Source organism: Luteimonas vadosa, from assembly GCF_039543545.1.
GTDB classification, from domain to species: Bacteria; Pseudomonadota; Gammaproteobacteria; order Xanthomonadales; family Xanthomonadaceae; genus Luteimonas; species Luteimonas vadosa.
Map to the genome: position 1 here is coordinate 781968 of NZ_BAABJY010000001.1, position 25469 is coordinate 807436.

20 protein-coding genes and 1 pseudogene are annotated in these 25469 nt (G+C 69.8%); 12 read left to right on the top strand and 9 right to left on the bottom strand.

The features are described 5' to 3' along the window. The first annotated feature begins 9 nt into the window (after positions 1-9). Positions 10-276, top strand: a complete 267-nt coding sequence (locus tag ABD970_RS03595) for a hypothetical protein (protein ID WP_345294124.1) — start codon at positions 10-12, stop codon at positions 274-276. Between the two features lie 64 nt (positions 277-340). Here ABD970_RS03595 and ABD970_RS03600 read toward each other — a convergent pair whose 3' ends face one another. Both ABD970_RS03600 and ABD970_RS03605 read right to left on the bottom strand, forming a co-directional pair. Next, positions 341-1477: an anhydro-N-acetylmuramic acid kinase gene (locus tag ABD970_RS03600; RefSeq protein ID WP_345294125.1), complete on the bottom strand. Its 1137-nt coding sequence runs from the start codon at positions 1475-1477 to the stop codon at positions 341-343. 84 nt (positions 1478-1561) lie between these two features. Then, on the bottom strand, positions 1562-3052 hold the full coding sequence (locus tag ABD970_RS03605) for a peptidoglycan DD-metalloendopeptidase family protein (protein WP_425563034.1): 1491 nt from the start codon (positions 3050-3052) through the stop codon (positions 1562-1564). A gap of 190 nt (positions 3053-3242) precedes the next feature. On the opposite strand from ABD970_RS03605, the gene tyrS reads away from it, so the two are divergent. Continuing rightward, on the top strand, positions 3243-4481 hold the full coding sequence (tyrS, locus tag ABD970_RS03610) for a tyrosine--tRNA ligase (protein ID WP_345294126.1): 1239 nt from the start codon (positions 3243-3245) through the stop codon (positions 4479-4481). A gap of 100 nt (positions 4482-4581) precedes the next feature. On the opposite strand, the gene ABD970_RS03615 is transcribed toward tyrS, so the two are convergent. The 3 genes from ABD970_RS03615 to ABD970_RS03625 all read right to left on the bottom strand — a co-directional run bounded on the left by ABD970_RS03615 (position 4582) and on the right by ABD970_RS03625 (position 7718). Next, positions 4582-4971 (bottom strand): MAPEG family protein, encoded by a 390-nt coding sequence (locus ABD970_RS03615; RefSeq protein ID WP_345294127.1) that lies wholly within the window; start codon positions 4969-4971, stop codon positions 4582-4584. A 250-nt stretch (positions 4972-5221) separates the two neighbouring features. Further along, entirely contained in the window at positions 5222-6973 is a 1752-nt protein-coding gene (locus tag ABD970_RS03620; protein WP_345294128.1) for a M28 family metallopeptidase, read from the bottom strand. 61 nt (positions 6974-7034) lie between these two features. Beyond that, positions 7035-7718 (bottom strand): DUF4097 family beta strand repeat-containing protein, encoded by a 684-nt coding sequence (locus tag ABD970_RS03625; RefSeq protein ID WP_345294129.1) that lies wholly within the window; start codon positions 7716-7718, stop codon positions 7035-7037. A gap of 175 nt (positions 7719-7893) precedes the next feature. On the opposite strand from ABD970_RS03625, the gene gpmI reads away from it, so the two are divergent. The 4 genes from gpmI to ABD970_RS03645 all read left to right on the top strand — a co-directional run bounded on the left by gpmI (position 7894) and on the right by ABD970_RS03645 (position 12815). Beyond that, complete coding sequence (gene gpmI, locus ABD970_RS03630; RefSeq protein WP_345294130.1) at positions 7894-9450, top strand: 2,3-bisphosphoglycerate-independent phosphoglycerate mutase; 1557 nt, start codon at positions 7894-7896, stop codon at positions 9448-9450. Beyond that, a complete protein-coding gene (locus ABD970_RS03635) occupies positions 9450-10670 on the top strand; it encodes a murein hydrolase activator EnvC family protein (RefSeq protein WP_345294131.1) in 1221 nt (406 codons plus the stop codon). The genes gpmI and ABD970_RS03635 overlap by 1 nt, the downstream gene beginning before the upstream one ends. 231 nt (positions 10671-10901) lie before the next feature. Continuing rightward, a complete protein-coding gene (locus tag ABD970_RS03640) occupies positions 10902-12176 on the top strand; it encodes a S41 family peptidase (protein WP_345294553.1) in 1275 nt (424 codons plus the stop codon). An 84-nt stretch (positions 12177-12260) separates the two neighbouring features. Then, complete coding sequence (locus tag ABD970_RS03645) at positions 12261-12815, top strand: hypothetical protein (RefSeq protein WP_345294132.1); 555 nt, start codon at positions 12261-12263, stop codon at positions 12813-12815. Between the two features lie 75 nt (positions 12816-12890). Here ABD970_RS03645 and ABD970_RS03650 read toward each other — a convergent pair whose 3' ends face one another. Both ABD970_RS03650 and ABD970_RS03655 read right to left on the bottom strand, forming a co-directional pair. Next, positions 12891-13211: a DUF1820 family protein gene (locus ABD970_RS03650; RefSeq protein ID WP_345294133.1), complete on the bottom strand. Its 321-nt coding sequence runs from the start codon at positions 13209-13211 to the stop codon at positions 12891-12893. A 113-nt stretch (positions 13212-13324) separates the two neighbouring features. Next, entirely contained in the window at positions 13325-14017 is a 693-nt protein-coding gene (locus tag ABD970_RS03655; RefSeq protein WP_345294134.1) for a rhomboid family intramembrane serine protease, read from the bottom strand. A 265-nt stretch (positions 14018-14282) separates the two neighbouring features. On the opposite strand from ABD970_RS03655, the gene ABD970_RS03660 reads away from it, so the two are divergent. Next, complete coding sequence (locus ABD970_RS03660; RefSeq protein WP_345294135.1) at positions 14283-15620, top strand: OmpP1/FadL family transporter; 1338 nt, start codon at positions 14283-14285, stop codon at positions 15618-15620. 9 nt (positions 15621-15629) lie between these two features. Here ABD970_RS03660 and ABD970_RS03665 read toward each other — a convergent pair whose 3' ends face one another. Together ABD970_RS03665 and putA are read right to left on the bottom strand one after the other, a co-directional pair. Beyond that, entirely contained in the window at positions 15630-16964 is a 1335-nt protein-coding gene (locus tag ABD970_RS03665) for an amidohydrolase family protein (protein WP_345294136.1), read from the bottom strand. A gap of 518 nt (positions 16965-17482) precedes the next feature. After that, complete coding sequence (gene putA, locus ABD970_RS03670) at positions 17483-20695, bottom strand: bifunctional proline dehydrogenase/L-glutamate gamma-semialdehyde dehydrogenase PutA (protein ID WP_345294137.1); 3213 nt, start codon at positions 20693-20695, stop codon at positions 17483-17485. 322 nt (positions 20696-21017) lie between these two features. On the opposite strand from putA, the gene coxB reads away from it, so the two are divergent. From coxB to ABD970_RS03695, 5 genes and pseudogenes are all read left to right on the top strand, one after another. Beyond that, positions 21018-22028 carry a cytochrome c oxidase subunit II gene (gene coxB / locus ABD970_RS03675; RefSeq protein ID WP_425563035.1) on the top strand — a complete coding sequence of 337 codons (1011 nt, stop codon included), beginning with the start codon at positions 21018-21020 and terminating at the stop codon, positions 22026-22028. Between the two features lie 73 nt (positions 22029-22101). Then, positions 22102-23721: pseudogene (gene ctaD / locus ABD970_RS03680) on the top strand (cytochrome c oxidase subunit I); the annotation flags it as partial. A gap of 49 nt (positions 23722-23770) precedes the next feature. Further along, positions 23771-23920, top strand: coding sequence for a hypothetical protein (locus ABD970_RS03685; RefSeq protein ID WP_345294138.1), 150 nt, complete (start codon positions 23771-23773; stop codon positions 23918-23920). Beyond that, positions 23917-24495 carry a cytochrome c oxidase assembly protein gene (locus ABD970_RS03690; protein ID WP_345294139.1) on the top strand — a complete coding sequence of 193 codons (579 nt, stop codon included), beginning with the start codon at positions 23917-23919 and terminating at the stop codon, positions 24493-24495. The genes ABD970_RS03685 and ABD970_RS03690 overlap by 4 nt, the downstream gene beginning before the upstream one ends. Positions 24496-24549: 54 nt before the next feature. Then, on the top strand, positions 24550-25434 hold the full coding sequence (locus ABD970_RS03695) for a cytochrome c oxidase subunit 3 (RefSeq protein WP_345294140.1): 885 nt from the start codon (positions 24550-24552) through the stop codon (positions 25432-25434). The last annotated feature ends 35 nt before the right edge of the window (positions 25435-25469 follow it).

Consider the following 25469-nt stretch of genomic DNA (forward strand, 5'->3'; position numbering starts at 1 on the left):
AGGTCCGGCTTGACCGACATCGTGCTCAAGGACATCGACGGCGTCCTGGCCGAACGCATCAAGCGGGTCGCGGAGAAGCGCGGCTGGACGGTCCCCAAGACCTTGCTCCACCTGCTCGAGCAGGGGCTGTACGCCTACGAGGATGGCGGTGCGCTCAGTTTCGATGCGTCCGAGGAGGATGCGCTCAAGGCGGCGATCTCGGCCATGGAGCAGGTCGAGGACGACGAAGGCTACGCCTTGATCGGCAGGGTGGGTCGCGAGGGCGGCGACCCGTAGGCGTTCCGCATGGCGTGGCGGGCCAGCGCTCGGCGGAATGGCTTCGCCCCGCGCGCGCGCCCGCTCAGGCGGGATAGAGCCCGCCCAGCACGCGCGGCCCGGCGGCGCCGGTGACGTCGGGCAGGTTGCCGGGCAGCCCATGCACGTGGGCATGCGCGAGCCACGCGAATCCCATCGACTCGACATGGTCCGGGTCCAGCCCGTGCGCGGCGCTGGAGTCGAGCACGCAGCCGGCGAGCGACGCGGACAACGCATCGCCCAGCGCTTCCATCAATGCCGGATTGTGCACGCCGCCGCCGCAGGCGATCACCCGGCGGGTCGAGGCCTGGGTCGCGCCCAGCGCCGCGGTGACGGTGCGCACGGTGAGCGCCAGCAGGGTGGCCTGCACGTCGCACGGCGCGAGGTCGCCGGCCAGGTGGTCCCTGACCCATTCCACGTGGAACTGGTCGCGGCCGGTGGACTTGGGGGGCGGCAGGTCGAACCAGGGCTCGTCGAGCAGGCGCGCGAGCAGGTCGTCATCGGCCCGGCCGCTGCGGGCGAAGGCGCCGTCGCGGTCGAACGCTTCGCCGGTGTGGGCCAGGCACCACGCGTCCATCAGTCCGTTGGCGGGGCCGGTGTCGAATCCGCGGACCGCCCCGCGCGCCGGCAGCAGGGTGAGGTTGGCGATGCCGCCGAGGTTGAGCACCGCGCGATCCTCGCCGGCGTCGTGCAGCAGCGCCGCATGCAGGGCGGGCAACAGCGGCGCACCGTGTCCGCCCGCGGCGACGTCGCGGCGGCGGAAGTCGGCGACCGTGGCGATGCCGGTGCGCTCGGCGATGGTGCCGGGGTCGCCGATCTGCAGGGTGAACGGCAGTTCGCCATCGCCACGCCGGCCCCTCGGGCGATGGCGCAGGGTCTGCCCGTGCGAGCCGATGGCGGCCACCGCGCCGGTGGCGATGCCGGCATCGGCCAGCGCATGCAACGCGGCGTCGGCGAAGGCGCGGCCGACGGCCACGTCGAGTTCACCGAAGTCGTCCAGGCCCAGGCGGGCGTCCTCCTGCCCCAGCGCGACCAGCCGCGCGCGCAGGGCCGGGTCCCAGCCGTAGGTGCCGCCGAAGACCAGGGCGGGGCGGTGCGCGTCGTCGAATCGCACGATGGCGGCGTCGATGCCGTCGGCGCTGGTGCCCGAGATCAGGCCAAGGTAGAGGTCGGCGTCGGCCATGGCGGCATTGTAGGGGCGGCAAAAAGAGGACGGCGGCAATCAGGGCCTGCTGATGCCGCCGCTCCGTTTTGTCCGTGTGCCGAGTCAGCCCTTGGCGGACGACTTGCCGTCCTTGCCGGAGACCGCGACACGGCTGTCCGTCGGCTCGGCCGGAACCTCGGCGAAGACTACGTCCTCGACCGTGCGGATCCGCGCCAGCGCCGGCTCGGTCTGGGCGCGGAACGCCGCCAGCTGGGCGCCGCTGAGCGGCTCGGGCGGCGGCATGGTGTGCGCCAGCGGGTTGCGATGCACGCCGTTGATGCGGAATTCGTAATGCAGGTGCGGGCCGGTGGCCAGGCCGGTGCTGCCGACGCGGCCGATGACCGTGCCCTGGCTGATGCGCTGGCCCTGCTTGATCTTGCCGAAGGCGGACATGTGCGCGTACAGGGTGGTGTAGCCGCGGCCGTGCTCCAGGATCACCGCGCGGCCGTACCCGCCCTTCCAGCCCATGAAGGCCACCCGCGCGTCACCGGCCGCCATGATCGGGGTGCCGGTCCCCGCGGCGTAGTCCACGCCCTTGTGCATGCGCAGCTTGCCCAGCACCGGATGGCGGCGCGCGCCGAAGCGCGAGCTCAGGCGGGCGTACGGGATCGGCATGCGGATGAAGCTCTTCTTCAGCGGGCGGCCTTCGCCGTTGAAGTATTCGGCCTTGCCGTTGCGCTCGAACCGGAAGCCGCTGTACGGCTTGCCCTTGGCGGTGAAGGTGGCGGCGAGCACCGGGCCGCTCTTGATCAGCTCGCCTTCGCGGAAGGTCTGCTCGACGACGACGCTGAAGCGGTCGGTCGCGGCCACGTCGGAATTGAAGTCGATGTCGTACTTGAAGATCTCGTCGGTCAGCGCGTTGATGTTGCTGCCGGACAGGCCGAGCTTGCGCGCCGAGTGGAACAGCGACTTGCCGACCTTGCCGCTGATCACGGCGGTGCGGACCTCGACCGGGCGCTGGATGACTTCCTCGGTGATCGTGTCGCCCGCCAGCTGCAGCACGACGCGTTCGGTGTCGCCGCGGTCGTAGCGCAGGGCCCGCAGCGCGCCGGGCTTGCCGCGGGCGTCCAGCGGCAGGTCGAAGGCGATCTGCATGCCGGGGCTGAGCCGGGTCAGCGCGGCCTTCGCGCCGGGATGCTCCAGCAGCCGGTGCATGGTGGCGGCGGGGATGTCCAGGCCGGCGAAGATCGCGCCGAGGGTCTGGCCCTTCTCGACGGTCACGACCTGCCAGCTGTCGACGGTATCGGCGTGCCTGGCGGCCTTCGGCAGCGGCGGAAGCGCCAGCGACATCGTGGTCAGCGGGATCCGGGCCTCGGCCTGCATGGCGGTGGAGAAGCCCGGTGCGAGCGTCATCAGCAGTGCACCGAGGGTCGCGAACAGGCTCGCATGCGCCCACTGGCGCCGGGTCCAGCGGCCGCTGCTTGCGTCGCGCTGGAAGGATGCGGGAAGGTGCTGGGGCAGCATCGCCGCCTGGCGCGCGACTTCGCGCAGGTTGTGCAGGCGGACGCGTTGGGTGCGGGGGAGTTCGGACGCCGGCGATGCGGGTGATGTCATGATGTGCGGGGCCCCCTCATGGCGTGACGATCGCGTCAAGGGCACACCATAAGCACATGAAATGGATGCGTCAAACCCCTGTCGGGCCTCGGGTTTTTCGGCCCCGACTTGTTTAACCGCCGTTTAACAACGTAGGGCGACCCGATCACGGAACCAGGTCGACCATCGCCACATTCCCGGGATTTCCAACGTGCCAGATCACAATTCGCAACCGACATCCGCCACCGCTGGGGTCCTCGAAGGCCTCGCGCGCGGCGCCGACGAGATCCTCAAGGTCGAGGAGCTGGCGGCCCGCCTGGCTTCGGGCCGGCCGCTGCGGGTGAAGGCCGGCTTCGACCCGACCGCGCCCGACCTGCACATCGGGCATACGGTGCTGCTCAACAAGATGCGGCAGTTCCAGGACCTCGGCCACACGGTGATCTTCCTGATCGGGGACTTCACCGGGATGATCGGCGATCCCTCGGGCAAGAACGCCACGCGCAAGCCGCTCACCCGGGACGAAGTGCAGGCCAATGCGCGTACCTATGCCGACCAGGTGTTCAAGGTGCTCGACCGGGACCGCACCGAACTGCGCTTCAACAGCGAGTGGTTCGACAAGATGACCGCGGCGGACATGGTCCGCCTCGCCGGGCAGCACACCGTGGCCCGGATGCTGGAGCGCGACGACTTCGCCAAGCGCCACGCGACGCAGCAGCCAATCGCGATCCACGAGTTCCTGTATCCGCTGGTGCAGGGCTACGACTCGGTGGCCTTGCGGGCCGACGTCGAACTCGGGGGCACCGACCAGAAGTTCAACCTGCTGATGGGGCGGGGCCTGCAGGAGCACCACGGGCAGAAGCCGCAAGTGGTGCTGACGATGCCGCTGCTGGAGGGGCTGGACGGCGTCAACAAGATGTCCAAGTCCCTGGGCAACTACATCGGCATCGACGAACCGGCGATCGACATCGTCAACAAGACGATGAAGATCGGCGACGACCTGATGTGGCGCTGGATCGAGCTGCTGAGTTTCGAGATCGGCCTCGACGAGGCCGACCGGCTGCGGGCCGACGTCAGCGGCGGCACGCTCAATCCGCGCGACGTGAAACTGCGCCTGGCGCGGGAACTCGCCGCGCGCTTCCACGATGCCGCCGCCGCCGAAACCGCGGTGGCCGGCTGGCATGCCGCGGTGCGCGGCGAGGGCGATACGTCGCTGCTGCCGCTGCAGGAGGTGGCGATTCCCGGTGAAGGCCTGCGCGTGGCCGCGTTGCTGACCGCCGCCGGCCTGACCCCCAGCAATTCCGAAGCTAACCGCAAGCTCAGGGAGCGCGCGGTGCGCGTCGACGGCACGGTGGTCGAGGATGGCCAGCAGCTGTTCGAGCCCGGGTTCGAGGGCGTGCTGCAGGTCGGCAAGCGCAACTTCGCGCGGGTGCGGCTGGTGGCGGACGGATGACGGGTATCACCGGGCCGCGCGGCGCATGGCCGCGCGCGTGGGACCGAAGCTCGACGCCGCCGGCGGTAAAACCCGGGGTTTGCGACGCTCTCGCGCCGGCTCAGCCGGCGACCGTCATCGCCGCCTGCACCATCAACGCCACCACGCACAACAGCGCCCCGCTCCAGACCAGGCTGCGCATGAGGTGGATGTTGGCGATGTAGAACACACCGTGGAGCACGCGCAGACCGACGAAGGCCATCGCCAGCAGGTCGATGCGCGCGGCGTCGACCCCGGCCAGCTGTGCCATCAGCACGCCCGCCGCGAAAGGCGCGAAGGCCTCGAAGGCATTGAGGTGGGCGTTATTGGCGCGTTGGCTGCGGGGGTTCTCCTGGCGCGCCAGCCACGCGCGCGGATTCCGGTTGTCGTAGCGCGGGCCAGCCTTGGCGTACGCGACCCACGCGTAGGGCAACAGGGCGGCGATCAGGACGCACCAGTAGGCGGTGGACATGGCGATGCTCCGGACGATGTTGCGGGCAGCTTGCGGCAGGTCGGGCGCCCGGTAAAGCCGCGGCGTCGGCGCTGCGCTCGGCCGCGCCTCCTCTGGCGGCAACGGTGGCAGCCGCCCGGTCCTACGGCATGGCGCGTCCGCCAGGGCGATCGCGGAAGGCGCGAGCCGCGGCGGCATGGACGAGATCGGCGCCACGGACGAAAACGGCGCCACCCGGGCGCCGTCTTCGATCGATCGATGTCCTATTGAATCATTGCGTCGCGGCGGCTCCGGCCTGCGCGGCCGCGGGCTTGGCCGCCATCATCTCCTCGCGCGCCGCCCGGAACGGATTGCCCTCGTACCAGTTCGGCCAGCGGTCGGCATCGTCGGCCAGGGTGCGGCCCACACCGTACAGGGCCTGCAGGTCCTGCACCACGCCGTCGAGGTTCCAGTTCGGATCGAACTCGTCGGCGGGCTTGTGGTAGCGCGACTCGGTGTAGGCCTTGCCCGCGGCCTCGCCGGCGGCGCGGCCGCCCTCGACCAGGTCGTCGCCGCCCTTGGCATACAGCGCGGGCACGCCGGCCTTGGCGTAGTTGAAGTGGTCGGAGCGGAAGTAGTAACCCGCCGCGGTGTTGGTCTCCGAGACATGCGTGCGCTGCTGCTCGTCGGTGTAGGTCTTGAGGATGTCCTCCAGCTCGGAGCTGCCCTTGCCGACCACGACCATGTCGCGCGCCGCACCATTGACGTTCATCGCGTCGAGGTTGACCACGGCGACGGTCTTGTCCAGCGGGAAGGTCGGGTGGGCGACGTGGTACTTGGAGCCGAGCAGGCCGGATTCCTCCAGCGTCACCGCCAGGAACACCAGGGAACGCGCCGGCTTGGGCTCGCTGCCGGCAAACTTCGCGGCGATCTCGATGATGCCGGCCACGCCGGTGGCGTTGTCGACCGCGCCGTTGTAGATCTGGTCGTCGCCGTCGGCCGCCTCGCCCTCGTGGGCATGGTTGCCGAGGTGGTCCCAGTGCGCCATGTAGACGATGGCCTCGTCGGGCTTGCTACTGCCGCGCAGCACGCCCACCACGTTGCGCGACGACTTCTCGGCCACCGTGCTCTTGAGGTCGAACGAGACCTTCGCATCCATCGGCACGGCCTTGAAGCCGCGCTGGTTGGCCGCCTTGTACATCTGCGCCAGGTCCATGCCGGCGTCGGCGAACAGTTGCTTGGCGACCTCCTGGGAGATCCAGCCCTGCGCCGGCAGGCGCGGCTCCGGGTCGTCCGCGGCGCGCAGGTCGAACTGGGCGCCCGACCAGGAGTTCTTCACCACGTCCCAGCCGTAGGACGCGCCCTCGGTGTCGTGGATGATGATTGCTGCCTGCGCGCCCTGGCGCGCGGCCTCGTCGTACTTGTAGGTCCAGCGCCCGTAATAGGTCATGCGCTTGCCTTCGAACAGCGACTCGTCACCGGCGTGGAACCCCGGGTCGTTGACCAGCATGACCACGGTCTTGCCCTTGACGTCGACGCCGGCGTAATCGTTCCAGCCCTGTTCCGGCGCGTTGACGCCGTAGCCGACGAACACCAGTTCGCTGCCGTCGACCTTGACCTCGGTCTGGCCGCTGCGCGTACCGATCACCATGTCGGGGCCGAACTTGAGCGCGTGCGACTTGCCCTTGACCTCCAGGTTGAGCACGGTCGATTCGTCGGCCGTGGTCTCGACCATCGGCACCGTCTGGTACCAGCTGCCGTTCTCGCCGCCGGGCTCCAGGCCGATGCGCTCGTACTGGGCGCGGATGTACTCGACGGTCCTGTCCTCGCCCGGGGAGCCGGGCCCGCGGCCGCCGAATTCGTCGGACGACAGCGTCTTGACCATCTCGGCGAAATCGCCGGCGGTGATCTCCGGGGAGAAGGCATGCGCGGCGCCCGGCGCCGCGGCCTGGCCGGCCGGGGGCGCGTCGGCGGCCGGTTGTTCGCGGTTGCAGGCCGCCAGCGTGGCGGCGGCGAGCAGGCAGAGCAGGAGGTGTCTTGGCATGGGGGAGCCTCGCGGGTGCGGTGGAATCGCCGAGTCTAGCGCGTCGACGGTTCCCGCCACCTCAGTCCCGGGGCGAGGTCGGGGTGTCGTAGGGGATCGGCGTGGCGCCGGTCACCGCGCCGATCCGGGCGGTCTTGTGGACGTACAGTACGACCTCGCGTTCGAACACCAGGTCGCCCTCGACCACGGCGTTGGGGCCGATCACGATGCGGGGGGTGCGCTGGTTGAAGCTCACCGGCAGCCAGCTCCGGCTCGGCTTGGATACCCGGAGCCCGCCGCGCACGTGCGAACCGACGCCCACGGTGACGTCGCCGGTGACGGTTTCGAGGTTGCCGCCCACTTCGGTGGCCACCAGGCCGATGCCGCCGTTGACGGTCTCGACGTCGCCGCCGATGCGGCTGCCCCGGTCGATGAAGATGCTGCCGTTGACGGTTTCAACGTGGCCGGAGACGTTGGCGCGGTGCCCGAGCCGGATGCTGCCGTTGACCGTTTCCAGGCTGCCCGCCTGCAGATCGTCGCCGCCGCGGATGCTGCCGTTGACGGTGTCGGCGTTCCCCGTCCGGGAACCGTCCCGCAGGCGGATGCTGCCGTTGACGGTGCTCAGCTCGCCGTACGACTGGCCGGCCTCGGCGGTGATGCTGCCGTTGATCTTGTCGATGTCCTGGCCTGACGCAAGCGCACAGGCGGAGGCGAGGCCGAGCGACAGGGCGAGCGGCAAGGCATGGAAGCGGCGGATGCGGGACATGGCGGGACCTCGTTCGTGAAGATGGCGGGAACACGGCGGCCGCGGCGAGGGCGCCGCGGGCTTGCAGCGACGACTAGCCCGCCCGGGAGCACGCGGTGCCGTGGACGGTGTTGCAAACCAGTGTGCCGGCGACTCGCTACAATCGCATCTGTCTCAAGTCACTGGTCCTCTCGTCGTGCCTGAAGCCCCCCAGCGTGCCGCAAGCCCGCGCCCGAAGCCGGTGGTGCTGCTGATCCTCGATGGCTGGGGCCACCGCGAGCAGGGACAGGACAACGCCATCGCGATGGCCGACGTCCCCCATTGGCGGCGGCTGCTGGCGGACCATCCCCACACCCTGGTCCACACCGAAGGCCGCCACGTCGGCCTGCCGGACGGCCAGATGGGGAATTCCGAGGTTGGCCACATGAACATCGGCGCCGGCCGGGTCGTGTACCAGGACCTGACCCGGATCGACAGTGCGATCGAGGACGGCAGCTTCTTCGACAATGGCGAGCTCCGCGCCGCCTGCGACGCGGCGATCGCGAACGACGGCACCCTCCACCTGATGGGCCTGCTTTCGCCCGGCGGCGTGCACAGCCATGAGTCGCACCTGTTCGCGATGCTGGAGCTGGCCGCAGGCGCGGGCGTGCCGCGGGTGGCCGTGCATGCCTTCCTCGACGGCCGCGACATGCCGCCGCGTTCGGCCGAACCCAGCCTGCGCACGCTGCAGGCAAAGTGCGAGGCGGTCGGCAATGCCCGCATCCACAGCGTCTCCGGCCGTTACTACGCGATGGACCGCGACCACCGCTGGGAGCGCGTGCGCCAGGCCTGGGATGCGATCGTCGAGGCGCGTTCTGAGCGCGTCGCGCCCGACGCGCTGGCGGCGTTGTCGGAGGCCTACGCGCGCGACGAGAACGACGAATTCGTACGGCCCACGGTGATCGAGGGTGCCACGCCGATGCGCGACGGCGACGCGGTGGTGTTCATGAACTTCCGCGCCGACCGCGCGCGCCAGCTCAGCGCCGCCTTCGTGTCGCCGGGTTTCGACGGCTTCGACGCGCGCCGCCCGGACCTGTCGCGCTACGTCTGCCTGACGGAATACGACGCCCGCCTGCCCGCGCCGGTCGCATTCGCGCCCGACAACCTGCGCAACACGCTCGGCGAGGTGCTGGGCGCGCAGGGGCTGACCCAGCTGCGCATCGCCGAGACCGAGAAATACGCCCACGTCACCTTCTTCCTCAGCGGCGGGCGCGAGGAGGTCTATCCCGGCGAGGAGCGCATCCTGGTGCCGAGCCCGAAGGTGGCCACCTACGATTTGCAGCCGGAGATGAGCTGTCCCGAGGTCACGGAAAGGCTGGTGGCGGCGATCGAATCCGGCCGGTTCGACGTGGTGATCTGCAACCTCGCCAATCCCGACATGGTCGGCCACACCGGTGACCTGAAGGCGGCGATCCTGGCCGTGGAGGCCGTGGACAAGGCCGTCGGCGCGATCGATGCCGCGGTGCGCGCGCAGGGCGGCGTGCTGCTGGTGACCGCGGACCACGGCAACGTCGAGATGATGCGCGACCCGGACACCGGGGCGCCGCATACCTCGCACACCGTCGGTCCGGTGCCGCTGGTGAGCGTCGGCACCGGTGATCGCACGCTGCGCGGCGGCGGTGCGCTGCGCGACCTGGCGCCGACCATCCTCGACCTGCTTGGCGTCGAGAAGCCCGGCGAGATGAGCGGCAGCAGCCTGTTCGCGGAAGCCTGATGCCGCACGCCCCCGTCCGCTGCCTGCTGGTGGTCGCGATCGCGGTCCTGCTGGCCGGCCCGGCCGGGGCGCAGGGCAGCCGGGACACCGAACGCAAGCTCGACCGCGTCAAGCGCGAATTGCGCGATGTCGCCGCGGAGCGCCGCAAGCTCGAGGGCCAGCGCGGCGACGCCAGCCGCCAGCTGCGTGCCGCCGACGAACAGGTCGGCAAGACCGTCCGGGAACTGAAGGCCACCGAGGCCGAACTGGCCCGCAAGCGCGACGCGCTGGCGGCATTGCGCACGCGGCGCGACGGCCTGCACGCCACGCTCGCCGGCCAGCGTCTCGAGCTGGCCGCCCTGCTGCGCGCCGCGTACACCGTCGGCGACGATGCGCCGCTCAAACTCCTGCTGGCGCAGGACCGCGTCGCGGAAGCGAACCGGACCCTTGCCTACCATGGCTACCTGCAGCGCGCGCGCAGCCGGCGCATCGCCGAGCTCACCGCGGAACTGGCCGAACTGGAATCGCTGGAGCGCGAGATCGCCACGGAACAGTCGGCGCTGGATGCGGCGCTGGCCCGCCAACGCGAGCAGGTCGCCGAACTGGAACGCGACCGCAAGGCACGCGCGGCGACCGTGGCCGAACTCGACGGGCGCTACAAGGACCGGCGCGCGCGCGAGCAGGCGCTGGGGCGGGACGCGAAGGGCCTGGAACGCCTGCTCAGGCAGCTCCGCGCCGCGGCGGCCAAGGCCGAGGCCGAACGCAAGGCCGCCGCCGAAGCGGCGCGCAGGCGTGCCGCGGCGGGCAGTGGCGCCAAGGCGCCCCCGCCGGTCACGGTGGCGAAGACCGCGCCCATCCAGGTCGGGGGGCTGGGCTGGCCGTTGTCGGGCAGCCTGCTCGCCGGCTACGGCGGTCGCATGCCCGACGGCCGCAAGAGTTCGGGCGTGCTGATCGGCGCCGCGGCCGGTACACCGGTCAAGGCCGTCGCCGACGGCACCGTGGTGTTCTCCGAGTGGATGACCGGCTACGGCATGATCCTGATCGTCGACCACGGCAACGGCTACATGAGCCTGTACGCGCACAACGACGCCCTGCTCAAGGGCGCGGGCGACGCGGTCAAGCGCGGCGACACCCTCGCCAGCGTCGGCAATTCCGGCGGGCAGGGCAGGCCAGGCCTGTATTTCGAGCTGCGCCGCAACGGGCAGCCGGTGGATCCGAAGACCTGGCTGCAGCAGCGTTGACCGTCCCCGCGGGGCGGCTGCGCCCGGCGCGTGGAACGTTTAACGAAATCTCACCGCCGCGACACGCGATAATCCGGCTGTCCTGGCCGCGCACGGCGGCCCGGCTCGCTGTTCCCGGGATCGCCACTGGAGTCCTCGATGCGTCGTCGCCTGTTGTCCCTGATTGTCGCCAGCCTGCTGGTGTTGCCCGCGGTGCACGCCCAGGAGGCGCCGCCGGCGCAACCGCCAGCGATGGAGGACGGGGAGCCCGGTCCAGGCGGGAAGGCGGTCGAGGTCGCGCCGAGCGACGATCCCGATGCCAGCGAAAGCGCCACCACCAAAGTGCCGCTGGAGGAGATCCGGCGTTACGTCGGCGTCTACAACGCGATCCGGGAGGCCTACGTGGATCCGGTCGACGACAAGGCGCTGATGCATTCGGCGATCCGCGGCCTGCTCCTGGACCTGGATCCGCACAGCGCCTACCTGGAACGGCCCGATGCCGAGGCCTTCGACGAAGGCACCACCGGTGCCTACGACGGCATCGGCGTCGAGGTGATGCAATTGCCGGACGGGAAGTTGCGGGTGATCGCGCCGATCGACGACACCCCGGCCGACAAGGCCGGCATCAAGGCCGGCGACACGATCGTGGCGGTTGACGGCAAACCGCTGGTGCCGTCCGACAACGACGGCCCGGGCCCGCTGCGCGGGAAACCCGGCACGGCGGTGCGCCTGACCATCCTCCGCGACGGCGCGGACAAGCCCCTGGACATCGAGGTGCAGCGGCAGACGATCCGCGTCGCCAGCGTGCGCGGGCGGATGCTGGAGCCCGGCTACGGCTATGTGCGCATCGCCGCCTTCCAGGTCGACAGCGCCGCCGACTTCCAGCGGGTGCTTGCCCGCTTGCAGCGCGAGGCGGGCGGCAAGCTGCAGGGCCTGGTGCTGGACCTGCGCAGCAACCCGGGCGGCCTGCTGACCTCCGCGGTGCAGATCGCCGACGACCTGCTGGAACGCGGCAAGATCGTCAGCACCCGCGGGCGCGCGCCGATCAGCGAGGCGGAGTTTTCGGCGACGCCTGGCGACCGGCTCGCCGGCGCGCCGGTGGTGGTCCTGGTCGATGCCGGATCGGCCAGCGCCTCGGAGGTGCTCGCGGGCGCGCTGCACGACAACAAGCGTGCGCGCGTGGTGGGGAGCCGGACCTTCGGCAAGGGCTCGGTGCAGACGGTGTTGCCGCTGGACAATGGCGATTCGGTCAAGCTCACCACGGCGCGGTATTACACCCCGAGCGGCAAGTCGATCCAGGCGCGCGGCATCGAGCCCGATGTCGTGCTGAAACCCGAAAACGCCAATGCCAGCGCCGCCAGCGAATTCGCCGAAGTGCTGTTGCCCGGCCACCTGCGCGGCGACGAGGAGGACGATCGCGCCGGCGCGCGTGCCGGCGACGTGCTCGATGGCGAGGCGCCGATCGCGGCGGCCCTGGCGGAGTTGAAGAAGCAGGTTGCCGGCGCGGCGGTGACGCAGCGCCGTTAGGCGAGGGCGGAGCGCTTGCGGACATCCTCGCCGCAGCAGGAGTGACGTTGGTGGTGCGGGTGCGCTGAGCGATCGTTTCCCACGTTGCGTCGTTTCGCGGTCGCCGTGCTGGTCGCGGCCCCCGCATTGGCCTGGGCGACTTTCAAGCCCGTCAGGATCCTGGCGCCGACGCTCAACGGCGTCACCTGCGTTGCCCGTGTCTGCGTCGAGGATCCGTCCCGGCTCGACAGCGCCCGGAGGCTGCAACTGCAAGCAATGGCAGCGGTGGGTCGCAAGCTCGGTGCCCTGCGGCAAGCGCCCCTCACGGTGTTCTGCTCGACGCGGCGCTGTTACCGATCATTCGGTGGCGGCAAGGAACGGGGGGCGACGTTGTTCGACTGGGGGGTGATCCTCCCGCCCGAATCATGGGTCGCCCATATCGTGGAGCACGAGTACATCCACATGTTGCAGGCACAGCACCTTGGCCTGCACGCACGGGAACGGTCGCCTGCCTGGTTCAAGGAAGGCATGCCCTTTTTCATCAGCGATCCGCCGGCGCACGACGTGCCGGGCTATGCCCGTCCATACGTGGCCAGGTACCGGGCATGGGAACGGCGGGTGGGCCGCGAAAACGTCTGGCGGGCGTCCGGCGAACTCTAGCGATCGCGACCGCGTATCGATCCAGGTCGGCGGCTCATGCGCGATGGCGCCGCGCCGGCGGTGCGTTGACTCTCGCTATCGCGGTTTGGCCGGCAGCGGGAACGGGGTGACTACCTGCTCGCCGGTGGCGGCGTCGCGGATCGCGGCGGGGCCCCGGCGTTCGACCTGTTCGACGCGCAGCACGCTCTGCATCGGCAGGTGCAGCACGCGGGTATCGGCGAATTCCGAGCGCAGCTGTTCCTCGGTCGGATCGACCACCACGCCTTCGCGCACGTCGAACACCAGCTCGGCGACGTCGACGAAGCCCCACAGGTCCCCGCTGGCCACGCGACGCGCGTACAGCTCGTAGACCTTGCCGTGGTTGAGGAAGCTGACCTTGTAGAGCATCTTGGACATGGGCCGATTATACGGAGCAGGCCGCGGGCGGCCGGCGCGGTCGTCCCCTTTGGCTGGTGACATCGACGATTCCGCCCGGCCGCGGGAGCTTGGGGTCGCCGCGGGCCGCGCGGTCAGTAGCCCTGGCGCTTGCGCAGCCGGCGGGCGATGGCGCGCCGCGACAGCACCGCGAACGCCAGGCCGAACGCGAAGCCGGCGATATGCGCCCACCACGCCACCGCGCCGAAGGCCGGGCCGATGTAGGCGAACCCGACCTGCAAGGCCGCCCACAGGCCGATCAGCAGCGAGGCCGGTGCGCGCACGAACTCCAGGAACAGGCCCAGCGGCACCACCACGCCCAGCCGCGCGCGCGGGAACAGCGCCAGGTAGGCACCGATCACCGCGGACACCGCGCCGCTGGCGCCGATCACCAGCTGGTCCGGGGCGCCGATCGCCAGCACCGCGGTGAAATTGGCGAAGGCGCCTCCGACCAGGAACAGCAGCAGGAAACGCCAGGGTCCCATCGCCCGTTCCGCCGGCAGGCCGAAGATCAGCAGGAACACCAGGTTGCCGAGCAGGTGCGCCCAGTCGGCATGCAGGAACAGGGCCGTGACCAGGCGCAGCCAGTGGTCGCCATGCGACCAGGCGCGCAACAGGTCGTCGCGCGCCATCTCGCCACTGAGCGCGCCCCAGTCGTCCATCAATTGCCGCTGGGCACCCTCGGCGTGCGTGCTGGCCCACGCGAAGGCGAGCAGCAGGACGGCGAAAAGCAGCGGCGTGGCCCAGCGCAGGGCAGGCTGCGCGCGGGAGGGAATCGAGACGAACATCACGACCTCGTGCGGGAGTCGACACCATACCCATTCGTTGGCGCGGCGTCCGACATTCCAACCGCATGTTGCCGCTTTGGCATCGGTCCGAGGGGCCCCGGGCCACGTCCCTGCGAACGACCACACGCCACGGTATAGTTCGGCCGCACACCGGCGTGGCGGGAGCCAAGGGGCGGTGTGCGACCCGGACGGGTCCACCTGCTGGCTGCCTGGCGAGGTTGACCGGACCATTCGCTGCCCGACCCCTGCAAGGAGACGCATGGCGATGCAAGCACAGACCCGACTGATCCTACTGTCCGCACTCGCGCTGGGAATCCCGGCGGCGCTCGTCCAGGGTCCCGTGCATGCCGCGGGCTTCCAGCTCAAGGAAAACAGCGTCAAGGCGATGGGCCGCGCGTTCGCCGGGACCGCGGCCGCCCGGGGCGATGCCTCGGTGGTCGCCAACAACCCGGCGGCGATGGGGGGGTTCGGGCAGCGCACGGTGCAGGTCGACCTGACCGCGGTGGACGTCTCCGCGCAGTTCAGCGGCGGCGGCACGACCGCGTTCGGGACCCCGCTGGCCGGCGGGGACGGTGGCAATGCGGGCGACATCGCCGCGATTCCCGCGTTCTCCGCCATCTTCCCCATCGGCGACAGCGGCCTGACGATCGGTGCCATGGTCAGCGCGCCGTTCGGACTGAAGACCGAGTACGACCGCAACTGGGTCGGCCGCTACCACGCGGTCGAATCCGACCTGAAGGTGGTCGACCTGACCCTGTCCGCCTCCTACGACATCACCGACCGGTTCTCGGTCGGCCTGGGTTTCATCTACGAGCATGCCGAAGCCACCTTGTCCAATGCGATCGACTTCGGCGCCTCGCTGGCCGCAGGCGGCGTGCCGGGGTTCGCGCCGCAGTCGGCGGACGGTTTCGCCGAGGTCACGGGCGACGACAACGGCACCGGCTGGATCGCGGGCGTGCACTGGCGCCCGACGGACCGGCTGGCGATCGGCTATTCGCATCGTTCCGAGATCGACCACGACCTCGCGGGCACCGCCGACTTCACCGTGCCGGGCAACGTCGCCACCGTGCTGGCCGCCACCGGCCAGGCCGCCGCGTTCACCGACCAGGGCGCGGTCGCGCCGCTGACCAATCCCAGCATCGACACGCTCAGCGTCAGCTATGCCTTCAGCGACCGCTTCACCCTGATGGCCGACTGGTCGCGCACCGGCTGGAGCACGCTCGAGGACGTCACCATCTACCGCAGCAACGGCGCGGTGCTGAGCAACGAGGAGTTCAACTGGGCCGACACCAGCTTCTTCTCGGTGGGGGCCGAGTTCAAGGTCAGCGACGCGCTGACGCTGCGCGCCGGGCTGGCCCGCGACGAAACCCCGACCAACGACGCCAACCGCTCCCCGCGCCTGCCCGACCAGGACCGCGACTGGATTTCCGTGGGCCTGACCTGGACCGCCAGCGACGCGCTGGAGGTCAGCGGTGGCTACACCCACATCCGGTTGGACGACCCCACCATCAACGGCGTGGTCTCCTCCAGCGGCACCCGGCTCACCGGCAGGTACGACTCCGACGTCAACCTGTTCGGCATCGCGGCGCAGTACCGGTTCTGACGCACCTGGCTAGTAGGCGGAACGCGGAAAGGCGCGACCGCCCTTGTAGACGGTGACCACGCTGCGGATCGCGGCGATGTCCTCGAGGGGATTGGCCGCGAGGACGACCAGGTCGGCGACCTTGCCCGCCTCGATCGTGCCGTGCGTGTCCTCCAGCCCCGTCGCGCGCGCACCATTGAGCGTCGCCGCGGTGATGGCCTCGGCCGGGGTGAGGACGCCGCCCTCGACCAGACGCTCGATCTCGACCGTGACCGAGGGGAACGGGTCGTCGTCCTCGGTGAACCAGTCGGTGCCGGTGGAGAAGGCGACCCCTGCGCGATGCGCGGCCCTGGCGATCCCGGTCATCAGCGAGGGCGCGCAATTCCGGCCCTCGGGTCCGTCGTACGCCGAATAGGTCGCGTCCAGGATCGTGCCGCGGCGCGCCATCTCGGCGAACAGCGCCGACATCTCGGGGCTGCCGGGGTCGACCACGGTCGGATCGAAGCTCGGTCGCGGGTCGGCGGGCGGTTTCTGGTGGACATACGGGATGCTGGTCGACGGATCGAGGTCGGCGTCCTGCCATGCCAGCCAGCAGAGATGGGAGACGGCGTCGACGCCGGCACGGACCACTTCGATCGGGCGGTCGGGGAACACGGCGCCGTGGGCCCAGACCTGCAGGTCGCGGCGCCGGGCTGCGTCGGAGAGCCGGCGCATCACCGGTGCTTCGATCCCGACGTACAACTTGATGCCGGTCGCGCCGGTCATGGCGGCGCGGGCGACCGCCTGTTCGATGTCGGTGTCCGCGCTCGCCGTCTGCTGCCAGGGGGACGTGCCGCGTGCGTGCCCGATCGATGCGAGACCGATGCGCGCATCGAGCGCCATGAACGCCGGACCGGCGAACAGTGCGGAGTAATGGATCTCCGGTCCTTCGATGCGCCCGAGCAGGAGGTCGCGCTCGACGGCGGCCAGGAGGCGAGCGTCGCCCGCCATGTCACGGATCGTGGTCACGCCGGCGTACAGGAGCCGCCGCAAGTCCTTGTCCACCCGCGATCGCCCGCTCTTGAGGTCGACGGTGGTCAGGTGCGTGTGCGTCTCGAAGAAACCGGGGAGCAGGTAGCGCCCGCCCAGGTCCACGACCTCGGCACCCTCGGGCAACTGCGCGCCCTCCGGAAGCAACCCGAGGATGCGCCCGCCCTGCATGAGCACGGTCGTCGCCGGTTGCGCAGGACCGCCGCGGCCGTCGACGACCGTGGCATTGGCGAGCGCCACCACCGGATCGGGCGCTTCTGCGCGCGGCTGTGCGCCGCACGGCGCCGCGAGCAACGCGAGCAGCAAGAGCGCAAGGCCGTTCGGAATCGCTTTCATGGATTCGGTTCCTCCTGTCGCTAGACACGTGAGTGCTTGACGAATTCGGCCAGTGTCCATCGCAGCATGCGCGGCGCTAGACGCGAAACAGGGGATCGAAGGCCCTGGCGTGGAGGCGTGCGCTGACGTTCGCAGGCGCTAGCGGCTGCGAGCGTGGGCAGCGCCGACTCGTTCCGGCCCGCTGCAGCGCGGCGGGCGTTCGTTCGCGCACGAAGCAGTGCTTCGTGAACGCGCGTACTCGTTCCGGCCCGCCCAAGCAGGGCGGGAGTTCGCAGGCGCTACGCGGCAGTGCCGCGTGGGCAGCGCCTACTCGTTCCGGCCCGCTGCAGCGCGGCGGGCGTTCGCTCGCGCACGAAGCAGTGCTTCGTGAATGCGCTCACTCGTTCCGGCCCGCCCAAGCAGGGCGGGCGTTCGCAGGCGCTACGCGGCAGTGCCGCGTGGGCAGCGCCTACTCGTTCCGGCCCGCTGCAGCGCAGCGGGCGTTCGTTCGCGCACGAAGCAGTGCTTCGTGAACGCGCTCACTCACCCAGCGTCAGCAGGGACGCATTGCCGCCGGCGGCGGTGGTGTTGATGGTGACCGTCTTCTCGGTGGCGAAACGCGGCAGGTAGTGCGGGCCGCCGGCCTTGGGACCGGTGCCCGACAGGCGCTGGCCGCCGAAGGGCTGGACGCCGACCACGGCGCCGATCTGGTTGCGGTTGACGTAGACGTTGCCGACGCGGGCACGCGCGGCGATACGTTCGACGGTGTCGTCGATGCGCGAATGGATGCCCAGCGTCAGGCCGTACCCGGTGGAGTTGATCGCATCGATCACGGCGTCGAGCTCCTCGCCTTTCCAGCGGATCACGTGCAGGGCGGGCCCGAAGTTCTCGCGCTTGAGCTGCGACAGCGACTGCAGTTCCCATGCGCGCGGCGCGAAGTACGTGCCGTGCGCGGTGTCGTCGTCCATCGCCGCCTGTGCGATCAGCCGCGCCTCGCCGGCCATGCGTTCGGCGTGCGCCTCGAGCATCCGCAGCGCGTCCTCGTCGATGACCGGGCCGACGTCGGTGGACAGCAGGGCGGGGTCGCCGACCTTCAGCTCGGCCATGGCCCCGGTCAGCATGTCGATCACGTGGTCGGCGATGTCGTCCTGCACGAACAGCACCCGTGCGGCCGAGCAGCGCTGGCCCGCGGAAGTGAAGGCGGACGCCAGCGCATCCTTGACCAGCTGCTCGGGCAGGGCGGAAGAATCCGCGATCAGTGCATTCTGGCCACCGGTTTCGGCGATGAGGACGCCGATGGCGCCGTCGCGCGCGGCGAGGGCGCGATTGATCGCCAGCGCGGTCGCGTTGGAGCCGGTGAACACCACGCCGGAGACGCGCGGGTCGGAGGTCAGCGCCGCGCCGACGGTGGCGCCGTCGCCGGGGAGGAACTGGAGCACCTTGTCCGGGATGCCGGCCTCGTGCAGCAGCTTGACCGCGGCGAACCCGACCAGGTTGGTCTGTTCGGCCGGCTTGGCCAGCACGCTGTTGCCCGCGGCCAGCGCGGCAGCGACCTGGCCGACGAAGATCGCCAGCGGGAAGTTCCATGGCGAGATGCACGCGAACACGCCGCGCCCGGCGTGCTGCAGGGTATTGGTCTCGCCGGTGGGGCCGGGCAGCGGGTCGGGCACGAACAGCTTGCGCGCCTCGCCGGCGTAGTAGCGCAGGAAATCGACCGCCTCGCGCACCTCGGCGACGCCGTCGGGGATGGTCTTGCCGGCTTCCCGGGTGCACATGGCGATGTACTGCGGCATGCGCGCCTCGAGCAGGTCGGCGGCGCGTTCGAGCATGGCCGCGCGGGTATCGACGGGCGTGGCGTCCCAGCCGGGTTGCGCCTCGACGGCATTGCACAGCGCGCGTTCGATGGTGCCGGCGTCGGAGGATTGCCAGCGCCCCACCACCTGGCGGCGGTCGGCCGGGTTGGTCACCGGGACCTGCGCGCCGGAGGTCGATGCGCCGGGCACCAGCGGCATCGCCCGCCAGTCGGCTTCGATCGCGTCGACCTGCTTGGCGAGTGCGCGCAGCTGTTCGTCGTTGTTGAGGTTGATGCCCATGGAATTGTCTCGGTCGGCACTGCTGCCGGGAACGGCCTGCGCGCGGTAGAGCTGGCGCGGCAGGGGGATGCGCGGATGCGCGATGGACTCGAACCCGGCGACGACCTCGACCGGGTCGCGCACCAGTTCTTCGATGGCGATGGATTCGTCGGTGATGCGGTTGACGAAGCTGGAATTGGCGCCGTTCTCCAGCAGGCGGCGCACCAGGTAGGGCAGCAGGTCCTCGTGCGACCCGACCGGGGCATAGACGCGGCAGGGCACGTCGAGCCGGTCGGCGGGGATCACCTCGGCGTAGAGGTCGTCGCCCATGCCGTGCAGCTTCTGGAACTCGTAGTCGGGCTTCGTCCCGCCCGGGGCACCGGCGAACGCGTTCGCCGCCATGTGGTGGATCGCCGCGATCGTGTGCGCGTTGTGGGTGGCGAACATCGGGTACAGCGCGTCGGTCGCCGAGAGCATGCGCCGGGCGCAGGCGAGGTAGGACACGTCGGTATTGGGCTTGCGCGTGAACACCGGATAGCCGTCCAGGCCTTCGACCTGCGCGCGCTTGATCTCCGAATCCCAGTAAGCGCCCTTGACCAGGCGCACCGGGATGCGGCGGCCATGGCGGCGGGACAGGGCGATGACGTAGTCGATCACCGCCGGCGCGCGCTTCTGGTAGGCCTGCACCGCGAGGCCGCAACCTTCCCAGCCCGCCAGCGAGTCGTCGGCGAAGACCTGCGTGAACACGTCGAGCGAGACCTCGAGCCGGTCCGCCTCCTCGGCATCGATGGTGAAGCCGATGCCCTGCGCCTTGGCCAGCCGCGCCAGCTCCAGCACGCGCGGCGAGAGCTCGGCCAGCACGCGTGCGCGCTTGGCGTGCTCGTAGCGCGGGTGCAGGGCGGAGAGCTTCACCGAGATCGAAGGCGCCGCGAAATCGTCCGGGGCCTGGCCGCCGGGCACCCGCGTCGCCTTGCCGATGGCGTCGATCGCGCGGCGATAGGCCTCGAGGTAGCGCGCGGCGTCCTTGGCGGTGAGCGCCGCCTCGCCGAGCATGTCGAAGGAGTAGCGATAGGCCGCGTTGGTTCCCTTGCGCGCGCGGGTGAGCGCCTCGCCGATGCTGCGGCCCATCACGAACTGGTGGCCCATGATCCGCATCGCCTGCCGGACCGCCAGCCGGATCACCGGTTCGCCCATCCGCCCCACCAGGCGCTTGAAGGCGTTGTGGACGTCGCGCTTGGTGTCGTCGGCCAGGTCCACGAGGTGGCCGGTCAGCATCAGCCCCCAGGTGGAGGCGTTGACCAGCACCGAATCGCTCTGGCCCATGTGCCGCCGCCAATCGGCCTCGCCGAGCTTGTCGCGGATCAGGCGGTCGGCGTTGTCCTGGTCGGGGATGCGCAGCAGCGCTTCGGCCACGCACATCAGCAGCACGCCTTCCTGGCTGCCCAGATCGTACTGCCGCATGAAGGCCTCGATCGCGTCCTGGTCCTCGGCGTGGCGGCGGACCCGGCGCACCAGGTCCGTCGCGGTCGCCTGCACGGCGCTGCGCGCGGCGGGCGATAGTTGCGCCTCTGTCAGCAGTCCGCGCACGTGCGCGGCCTCGTCCACTGCCCAGGCAGCGGTGATGGCGGCGCGCAGCGGATCGGGCTGCTCCGGCAGCTCGGGCGAGAGAAGGTCGGTCACGGGAACCCGGTGGAGGTGGAAACGCGGTCCAGGGGCGCGATTCTAGCCGTTGCGCGCGCCGGGGGCCGCGATGCGGTGCGCCGGGGCGCTCCGGCTTGCCGGTAAAGCCCCGCGACCGCTACTATTTACGGGTTTTCGCGCCCCGAGCCACGGGTTCGCGGCCCGTACTCTGGTCAGGCGAACCCTGGTCGGGAGTGCTCCCACCGGGTGTGTTCCGCCGGGACCGTCCCGCCGAAGCCCACCGTAACGAATGTTTTCCCACCAACTTTCCAGTGAGCTGGCGGCCTGCGGGCCGCGACCGACGATCTTTGGGGTCCACGCGATGATGCAGGCGTCTTTCTTCCGGTCCATTCCCGCGCGCCTGGCGATGGCGGCGGCCTGCCTGGCGCCGATGCTGGCGTGGGCACAGTCCACCGACCCGGTGCGCTGGCAGCTGAATATGGGCCGCGGGGTCACCGCTTCGTCCAACCACGCCTACGAGGCGCACATGTTCGTGCTCTGGGTGTGCGTCGTGATCGGCGTCCTGGTCTTCGGCGCCATGGCCTACGCCATGTTCAGGTTCCGGAAGTCCAAGGGCGCGGTGGCCGCGCAGTTCAGCCACAACACCGTCGCCGAGATCATCTGGACCGTGGTGCCGGTGATCCTGCTGATCGTGATGGCGTGGCCGGCGACGGCCAAGCTGATCGCCATGTACGACACCCGCGATTCGGCGATGACGGTCAAGGTCACCGGTTACCAGTGGCTGTGGAAGTACGAGTACCTCGGCGAGGGCGTGGAGATCACCAGCCGCCTGGACCGCGACAGCGACCGCATCCGCCAGAACGGCGCGACCCCGGACGCCGCCGCCAACCCGCACTACCTGCTCGACGTGGACAACGCGCTGGTGCTGCCGGTCGACACCAAGATCCGCTTCGTGATCACCGCCGACGACGTCATCCACGCCTGGTGGGTGCCGGCGCTGGGCTGGAAGCAGGACGCGATCCCCGGGATCATCAACGAGGCTTGGACCGAGATCCGCGAGCCGGGCGTGTACCGCGGCCAGTGCGCCGAGCTCTGCGGCAAGGACCACGGCTTCATGCCCATCGTCGTGCGCGCGCTGCCCAAGGCCGAATACGCCAGCTGGCTGGCCGCGCGCAAGGCCGCGTCGGCGGCGCCGCGGGATCCGTCCGCGGTGACCGAGGGTGGTGCCGGCATCGGCCCGCGCCAGGTCGATCCCGACCTGGTCGAGGACGTGGTCGAAGGCGAGGAGCCGACCGTGCCCGGGGCCCTGGAGCCCGGGGACGACGATGCCGCGCCCGAGGCCACCACCGAATCCGACGCCGGCGCAGCCTGATCCTGCGACGCCCCGCGCGACACCAAACAGCATGACCGCGGCAGCACGCCGGTCAGACATCCCGAGGTAGGCCATGGCCACGTACACCCCCACCGCCGATTCGCACGACGCCCACGACGACCACCACGCGCCAGGGTTCGTGGAGCGTTGGTTCTTCTCCACGAACCACAAGGACATCGGCACGCTGTACCTGATCTTCAGCTTCGTCATGTTCGTCATCGGCGCGGCGATGAGCGTGGTCATCCGCACCGAGCTGACGGTCCCGGGCCTGCAGCACGTCAGTCCCGAATTCTTCAACCAGATGACCACCATGCACGCGCTGGTGATGATCTTCGGCGGGGTGATGCCGGCCTTCGTCGGCCTGGCGAACTGGATGGTGCCGCTGCAGATCGGCGCGCCTGACATGGCCCTGCCGCGGATGAACAACTGGTCCTTCTGGATCCTGCCGTTCGCCTTCACCATGCTGTTGCTGACGCTGTTCCTGCCCGGCGGCGGCCCCGCCGGCGGCTGGACGCTGTACCCGCCGCTGTCGATCCAGGGCGGCAGCAACGTCGCCTTCGTGATCTTCGCCATCCACATGATGGGCATCAGCTCGATCATGGGCGCGATCAACGTCATCGCCACCATCCTCAACATGCGCGCGCCCGGCGTGGACCTGCTGAAGATGCCGATCTTCTGCTGGTCCTGGCTGATCACGGCCTTCCTGCTGATCGCGGTGATGCCGGTCCTGGCCGGCGCGGTGACGATGCTGCTCACCGACAAGTTCTTCGCCACCAGCTTCTTCAACGCCGCCGGCGGCGGCGACCCGGTGATGTTCCAGCACATCTTCTGGTTCTTCGGCCATCCCGAGGTCTACATCATGATCCTGCCGGCGTTCGGGATCGTGTCGGAGATCCTGCCGACCTTCTCCCGCAAGCCGCTGTTCGGCTACCAGGCGATGGTCTACGCGATCGCCTCGATCGCCTTCCTGAGCTTCATCGTCTGGGCGCACCACATGTTCACGGTGGGCATGCCGCTGGGCGGCGAGCTGTACTTCATGTTCGCGACGATGCTCATCGCGGTGCCGACCGGGGTGAAGGTATTCAACTGGGTCAGCACCATGTGGAAGGGGTCGCTCAGCTTCGAATCGCCGATGCTGTGGGCGATCTCGTTCGTGATCCTGTTCACCATCGGCGGCTTCTCGGGGCTGATGCTCGCGATCGTCCCGGCCGACTTCCAGTACCACGACACCTACTTCGTGGTCGCGCACTTCCACTACGTGCTGGTCACCGGCGCCCTGTTCGCGATCATCGCCGCGGTCTACTACTGGTGGCCGAAGTGGACCGGGCGCATGTACAGCGAGTTCTGGGCCAAGGTCCACTTCTGGTGGTCGATGGTGTTCGTGAACCTGCTGTTCTTCCCGCAGCACTTCCTCGGCCTGGCGGGCATGCCGCGGCGCATCCCCGACTACAACGTGGTGTTCGCCGACTGGAACCTGATCAGCTCGATCGGTGCGTTCGGGATGTTCGTCACCCCGTTCCTGATGTTCGGGATCCTGTGGCACTCGCTGAAGCATGGTGCCCCGGCCAGGGCACGCTCCTGGGAAGGTGCGCGCGGGCTGGAGTGGACGCTGTCGTCGCCGCCGCCGCACCACAGCTTCACCACCCCGCCGGTGATCCGCGACGGCGACCTGGCGCACGGCGATTTCGTGCACCTGGACTACGACGAGAGCACGGCGCACGACGCGACCGCCGCCCACACCAATGTCCGCGAAGCCTGAACCGCCGGTCCAGATGACGGACGCCGACGCCCGCGCGCGCCGGCGCGGCGCCGTGCGCACCGCGCTGGTCGTCGGCGCCATCGCGGTGGCGATCTACATCGGTTTCATCCTGCTCGGGGTGTTCGGGCGATGAGCGGCCGCACGTCCGGGACCGTGAAGATGGTCGCCGTCGCCGTCGCGGCGTTCGCGTTCACCTTTTCGCTGGTGCCGCTGTACCGGATCGCCTGCCAGAAGGTGTTCGGCATCCGCCTCGACAACACCGCCGTGGATGCGTCGAAGATCGAAAGCGGGGAACGGCAGGCGCGGATGGTGACCGTGCAGTTCGACGGCGGGGTCAACTCGAAGCTGCCGTGGGCTTTCCACCCCAACGAGGCCTCGATGCGCGTGCGCGTCGGCGAGCAGTTCGCCACCACGTACTTCGCGCGCAACGAGAGCGACCGCGTGATCGTGGGCAGCGCGACGCCCTCGGTCGCCCCGGCGCGCGCCTCCGGCTACTTCAGCAAGACCGAATGCTTCTGCTTCACCGCGCAGACCCTGGCCGCGGGCGAAAGCCGCGACATGCCGGTGCGCTTCATCATCGACCCGTCGCTGCCCGACGACGTCAACACGATCACCTTGTCCTACACCTTCTTCAAGAACGACGAACTGACGGCGCGGGCCAATGCCCTGCCGCCGGCCGCGGGCAGCGCGACCCGCGCAGCGCCCTGACGCGACGACGCGACTCGCCGCGACCCACCCTTCGACCAGCGACGGAACCGACCCATGGCACAGGCCCACGCCGACACCCACGACAACAACATCTACTTCGTGCCGCACGGCAGCAGGTGGCCGGTGTTCGCGTCCGTCGCGCTGTTCGTGGCGATGTTCGGGCTCGCGAGCTGGCTCAACGAGGCGACCTGGGGACCGGCGATGTTCTTCGTCGGGTTGGTCGTGCTGCTCGGCATCCTGTTCAAGTGGTTCGCGGACGTGATCCTCGAGTCGGTCTCCGGCTACTACAACAAGCAGGTCGACACCTCGTTCCGCATGGGCATGGTGTGGTTCATCTTTTCCGAGGTGATGTTCTTCGCGGCCTTCTTCGGCGCCCTGTTCTACGCCCGCAACTATTCGCTGCCGTGGCTGGGCGGCGCCGGCGACGGCGTGATGACCAACAGCCTGCTGTGGGACGGCTTCAGCAATGCCTGGCCGAGCAGCGGGCCGGGCCAGGTCGGCGGCCATTTCCAGACGATCCCGGCATGGGGGCTGCCGCTGCTCAACACCCTGATCCTGCTGACCTCCGGCATCACCATCACCATCGCCCACCATGCGCTGCGCGCCGGCCACCGCGGCAAGCTGCTGGTCTTCCTGGGCCTCACGATCCTGCTCGGCTGCCTGTTCCTGTTCTTCCAGGTCGAGGAATACATCCACGCCTACCGTGACCTCAACCTCACGCTGGGCTCCGGCATCTACGGTTCCACCTTCTTCATGCTCACCGGCTTCCACGGCGCGCACGTCACGCTCGGCACGATCATGCTGATCATCATCTGGCTGCGTTGCGCCAAGGGCCATTTCAGCAAGAACGACCATTTCGCCTTCGAGGCCGTGGCGTGGTACTGGCACTTCGTGGACGTGGTGTGGCTGGGCCTGTTCCTGTTCGTTTACGTGCTCTGACGGGCGCGGCGAACGATTGCGGGAGCGGCCTGTAG

What these genes read in the sequence shown, in the direction of transcription:
- ABD970_RS03690 (WP_345294139.1), top strand. Translation starts at nt 23,917, where the DNA reads ATGAGCGGCCGCACGTCCGGGACCGTGAAGATGGTCGCCGTCGCCGTC.
- ABD970_RS03620 (WP_345294128.1), bottom strand. Translation starts at nt 6,973, where the DNA reads ATGCCAAGACACCTCCTGCTCTGCCTGCTCGCCGCCGCCACGCTGGCG.
- ABD970_RS03695 (WP_345294140.1), top strand. Translation starts at nt 24,550, where the DNA reads ATGGCACAGGCCCACGCCGACACCCACGACAACAACATCTACTTCGTG.
- ABD970_RS03665 (WP_345294136.1), bottom strand. Translation starts at nt 16,964, where the DNA reads ATGAAAGCGATTCCGAACGGCCTTGCGCTCTTGCTGCTCGCGTTGCTC.
- ABD970_RS03660 (WP_345294135.1), top strand. Translation starts at nt 14,283, where the DNA reads ATGCAAGCACAGACCCGACTGATCCTACTGTCCGCACTCGCGCTGGGA.
- ABD970_RS03605 (WP_425563034.1), bottom strand. Translation starts at nt 3,052, where the DNA reads ATGACATCACCCGCATCGCCGGCGTCCGAACTCCCCCGCACCCAACGC.
- ABD970_RS03650 (WP_345294133.1), bottom strand. Translation starts at nt 13,211, where the DNA reads ATGTCCAAGATGCTCTACAAGGTCAGCTTCCTCAACCACGGCAAGGTC.
- ABD970_RS03600 (WP_345294125.1), bottom strand. Translation starts at nt 1,477, where the DNA reads ATGGCCGACGCCGACCTCTACCTTGGCCTGATCTCGGGCACCAGCGCC.
- coxB (WP_425563035.1), top strand. Translation starts at nt 21,018, where the DNA reads ATGATGCAGGCGTCTTTCTTCCGGTCCATTCCCGCGCGCCTGGCGATG.
- ABD970_RS03685 (WP_345294138.1), top strand. Translation starts at nt 23,771, where the DNA reads ATGTCCGCGAAGCCTGAACCGCCGGTCCAGATGACGGACGCCGACGCC.
- ABD970_RS03625 (WP_345294129.1), bottom strand. Translation starts at nt 7,718, where the DNA reads ATGTCCCGCATCCGCCGCTTCCATGCCTTGCCGCTCGCCCTGTCGCTC.
- ABD970_RS03655 (WP_345294134.1), bottom strand. Translation starts at nt 14,017, where the DNA reads ATGTTCGTCTCGATTCCCTCCCGCGCGCAGCCTGCCCTGCGCTGGGCC.
- ABD970_RS03640 (WP_345294553.1), top strand. Translation starts at nt 10,902, where the DNA reads ATGGAGGACGGGGAGCCCGGTCCAGGCGGGAAGGCGGTCGAGGTCGCG.
- ABD970_RS03635 (WP_345294131.1), top strand. Translation starts at nt 9,450, where the DNA reads ATGCCGCACGCCCCCGTCCGCTGCCTGCTGGTGGTCGCGATCGCGGTC.
- ABD970_RS03615 (WP_345294127.1), bottom strand. Translation starts at nt 4,971, where the DNA reads ATGTCCACCGCCTACTGGTGCGTCCTGATCGCCGCCCTGTTGCCCTAC.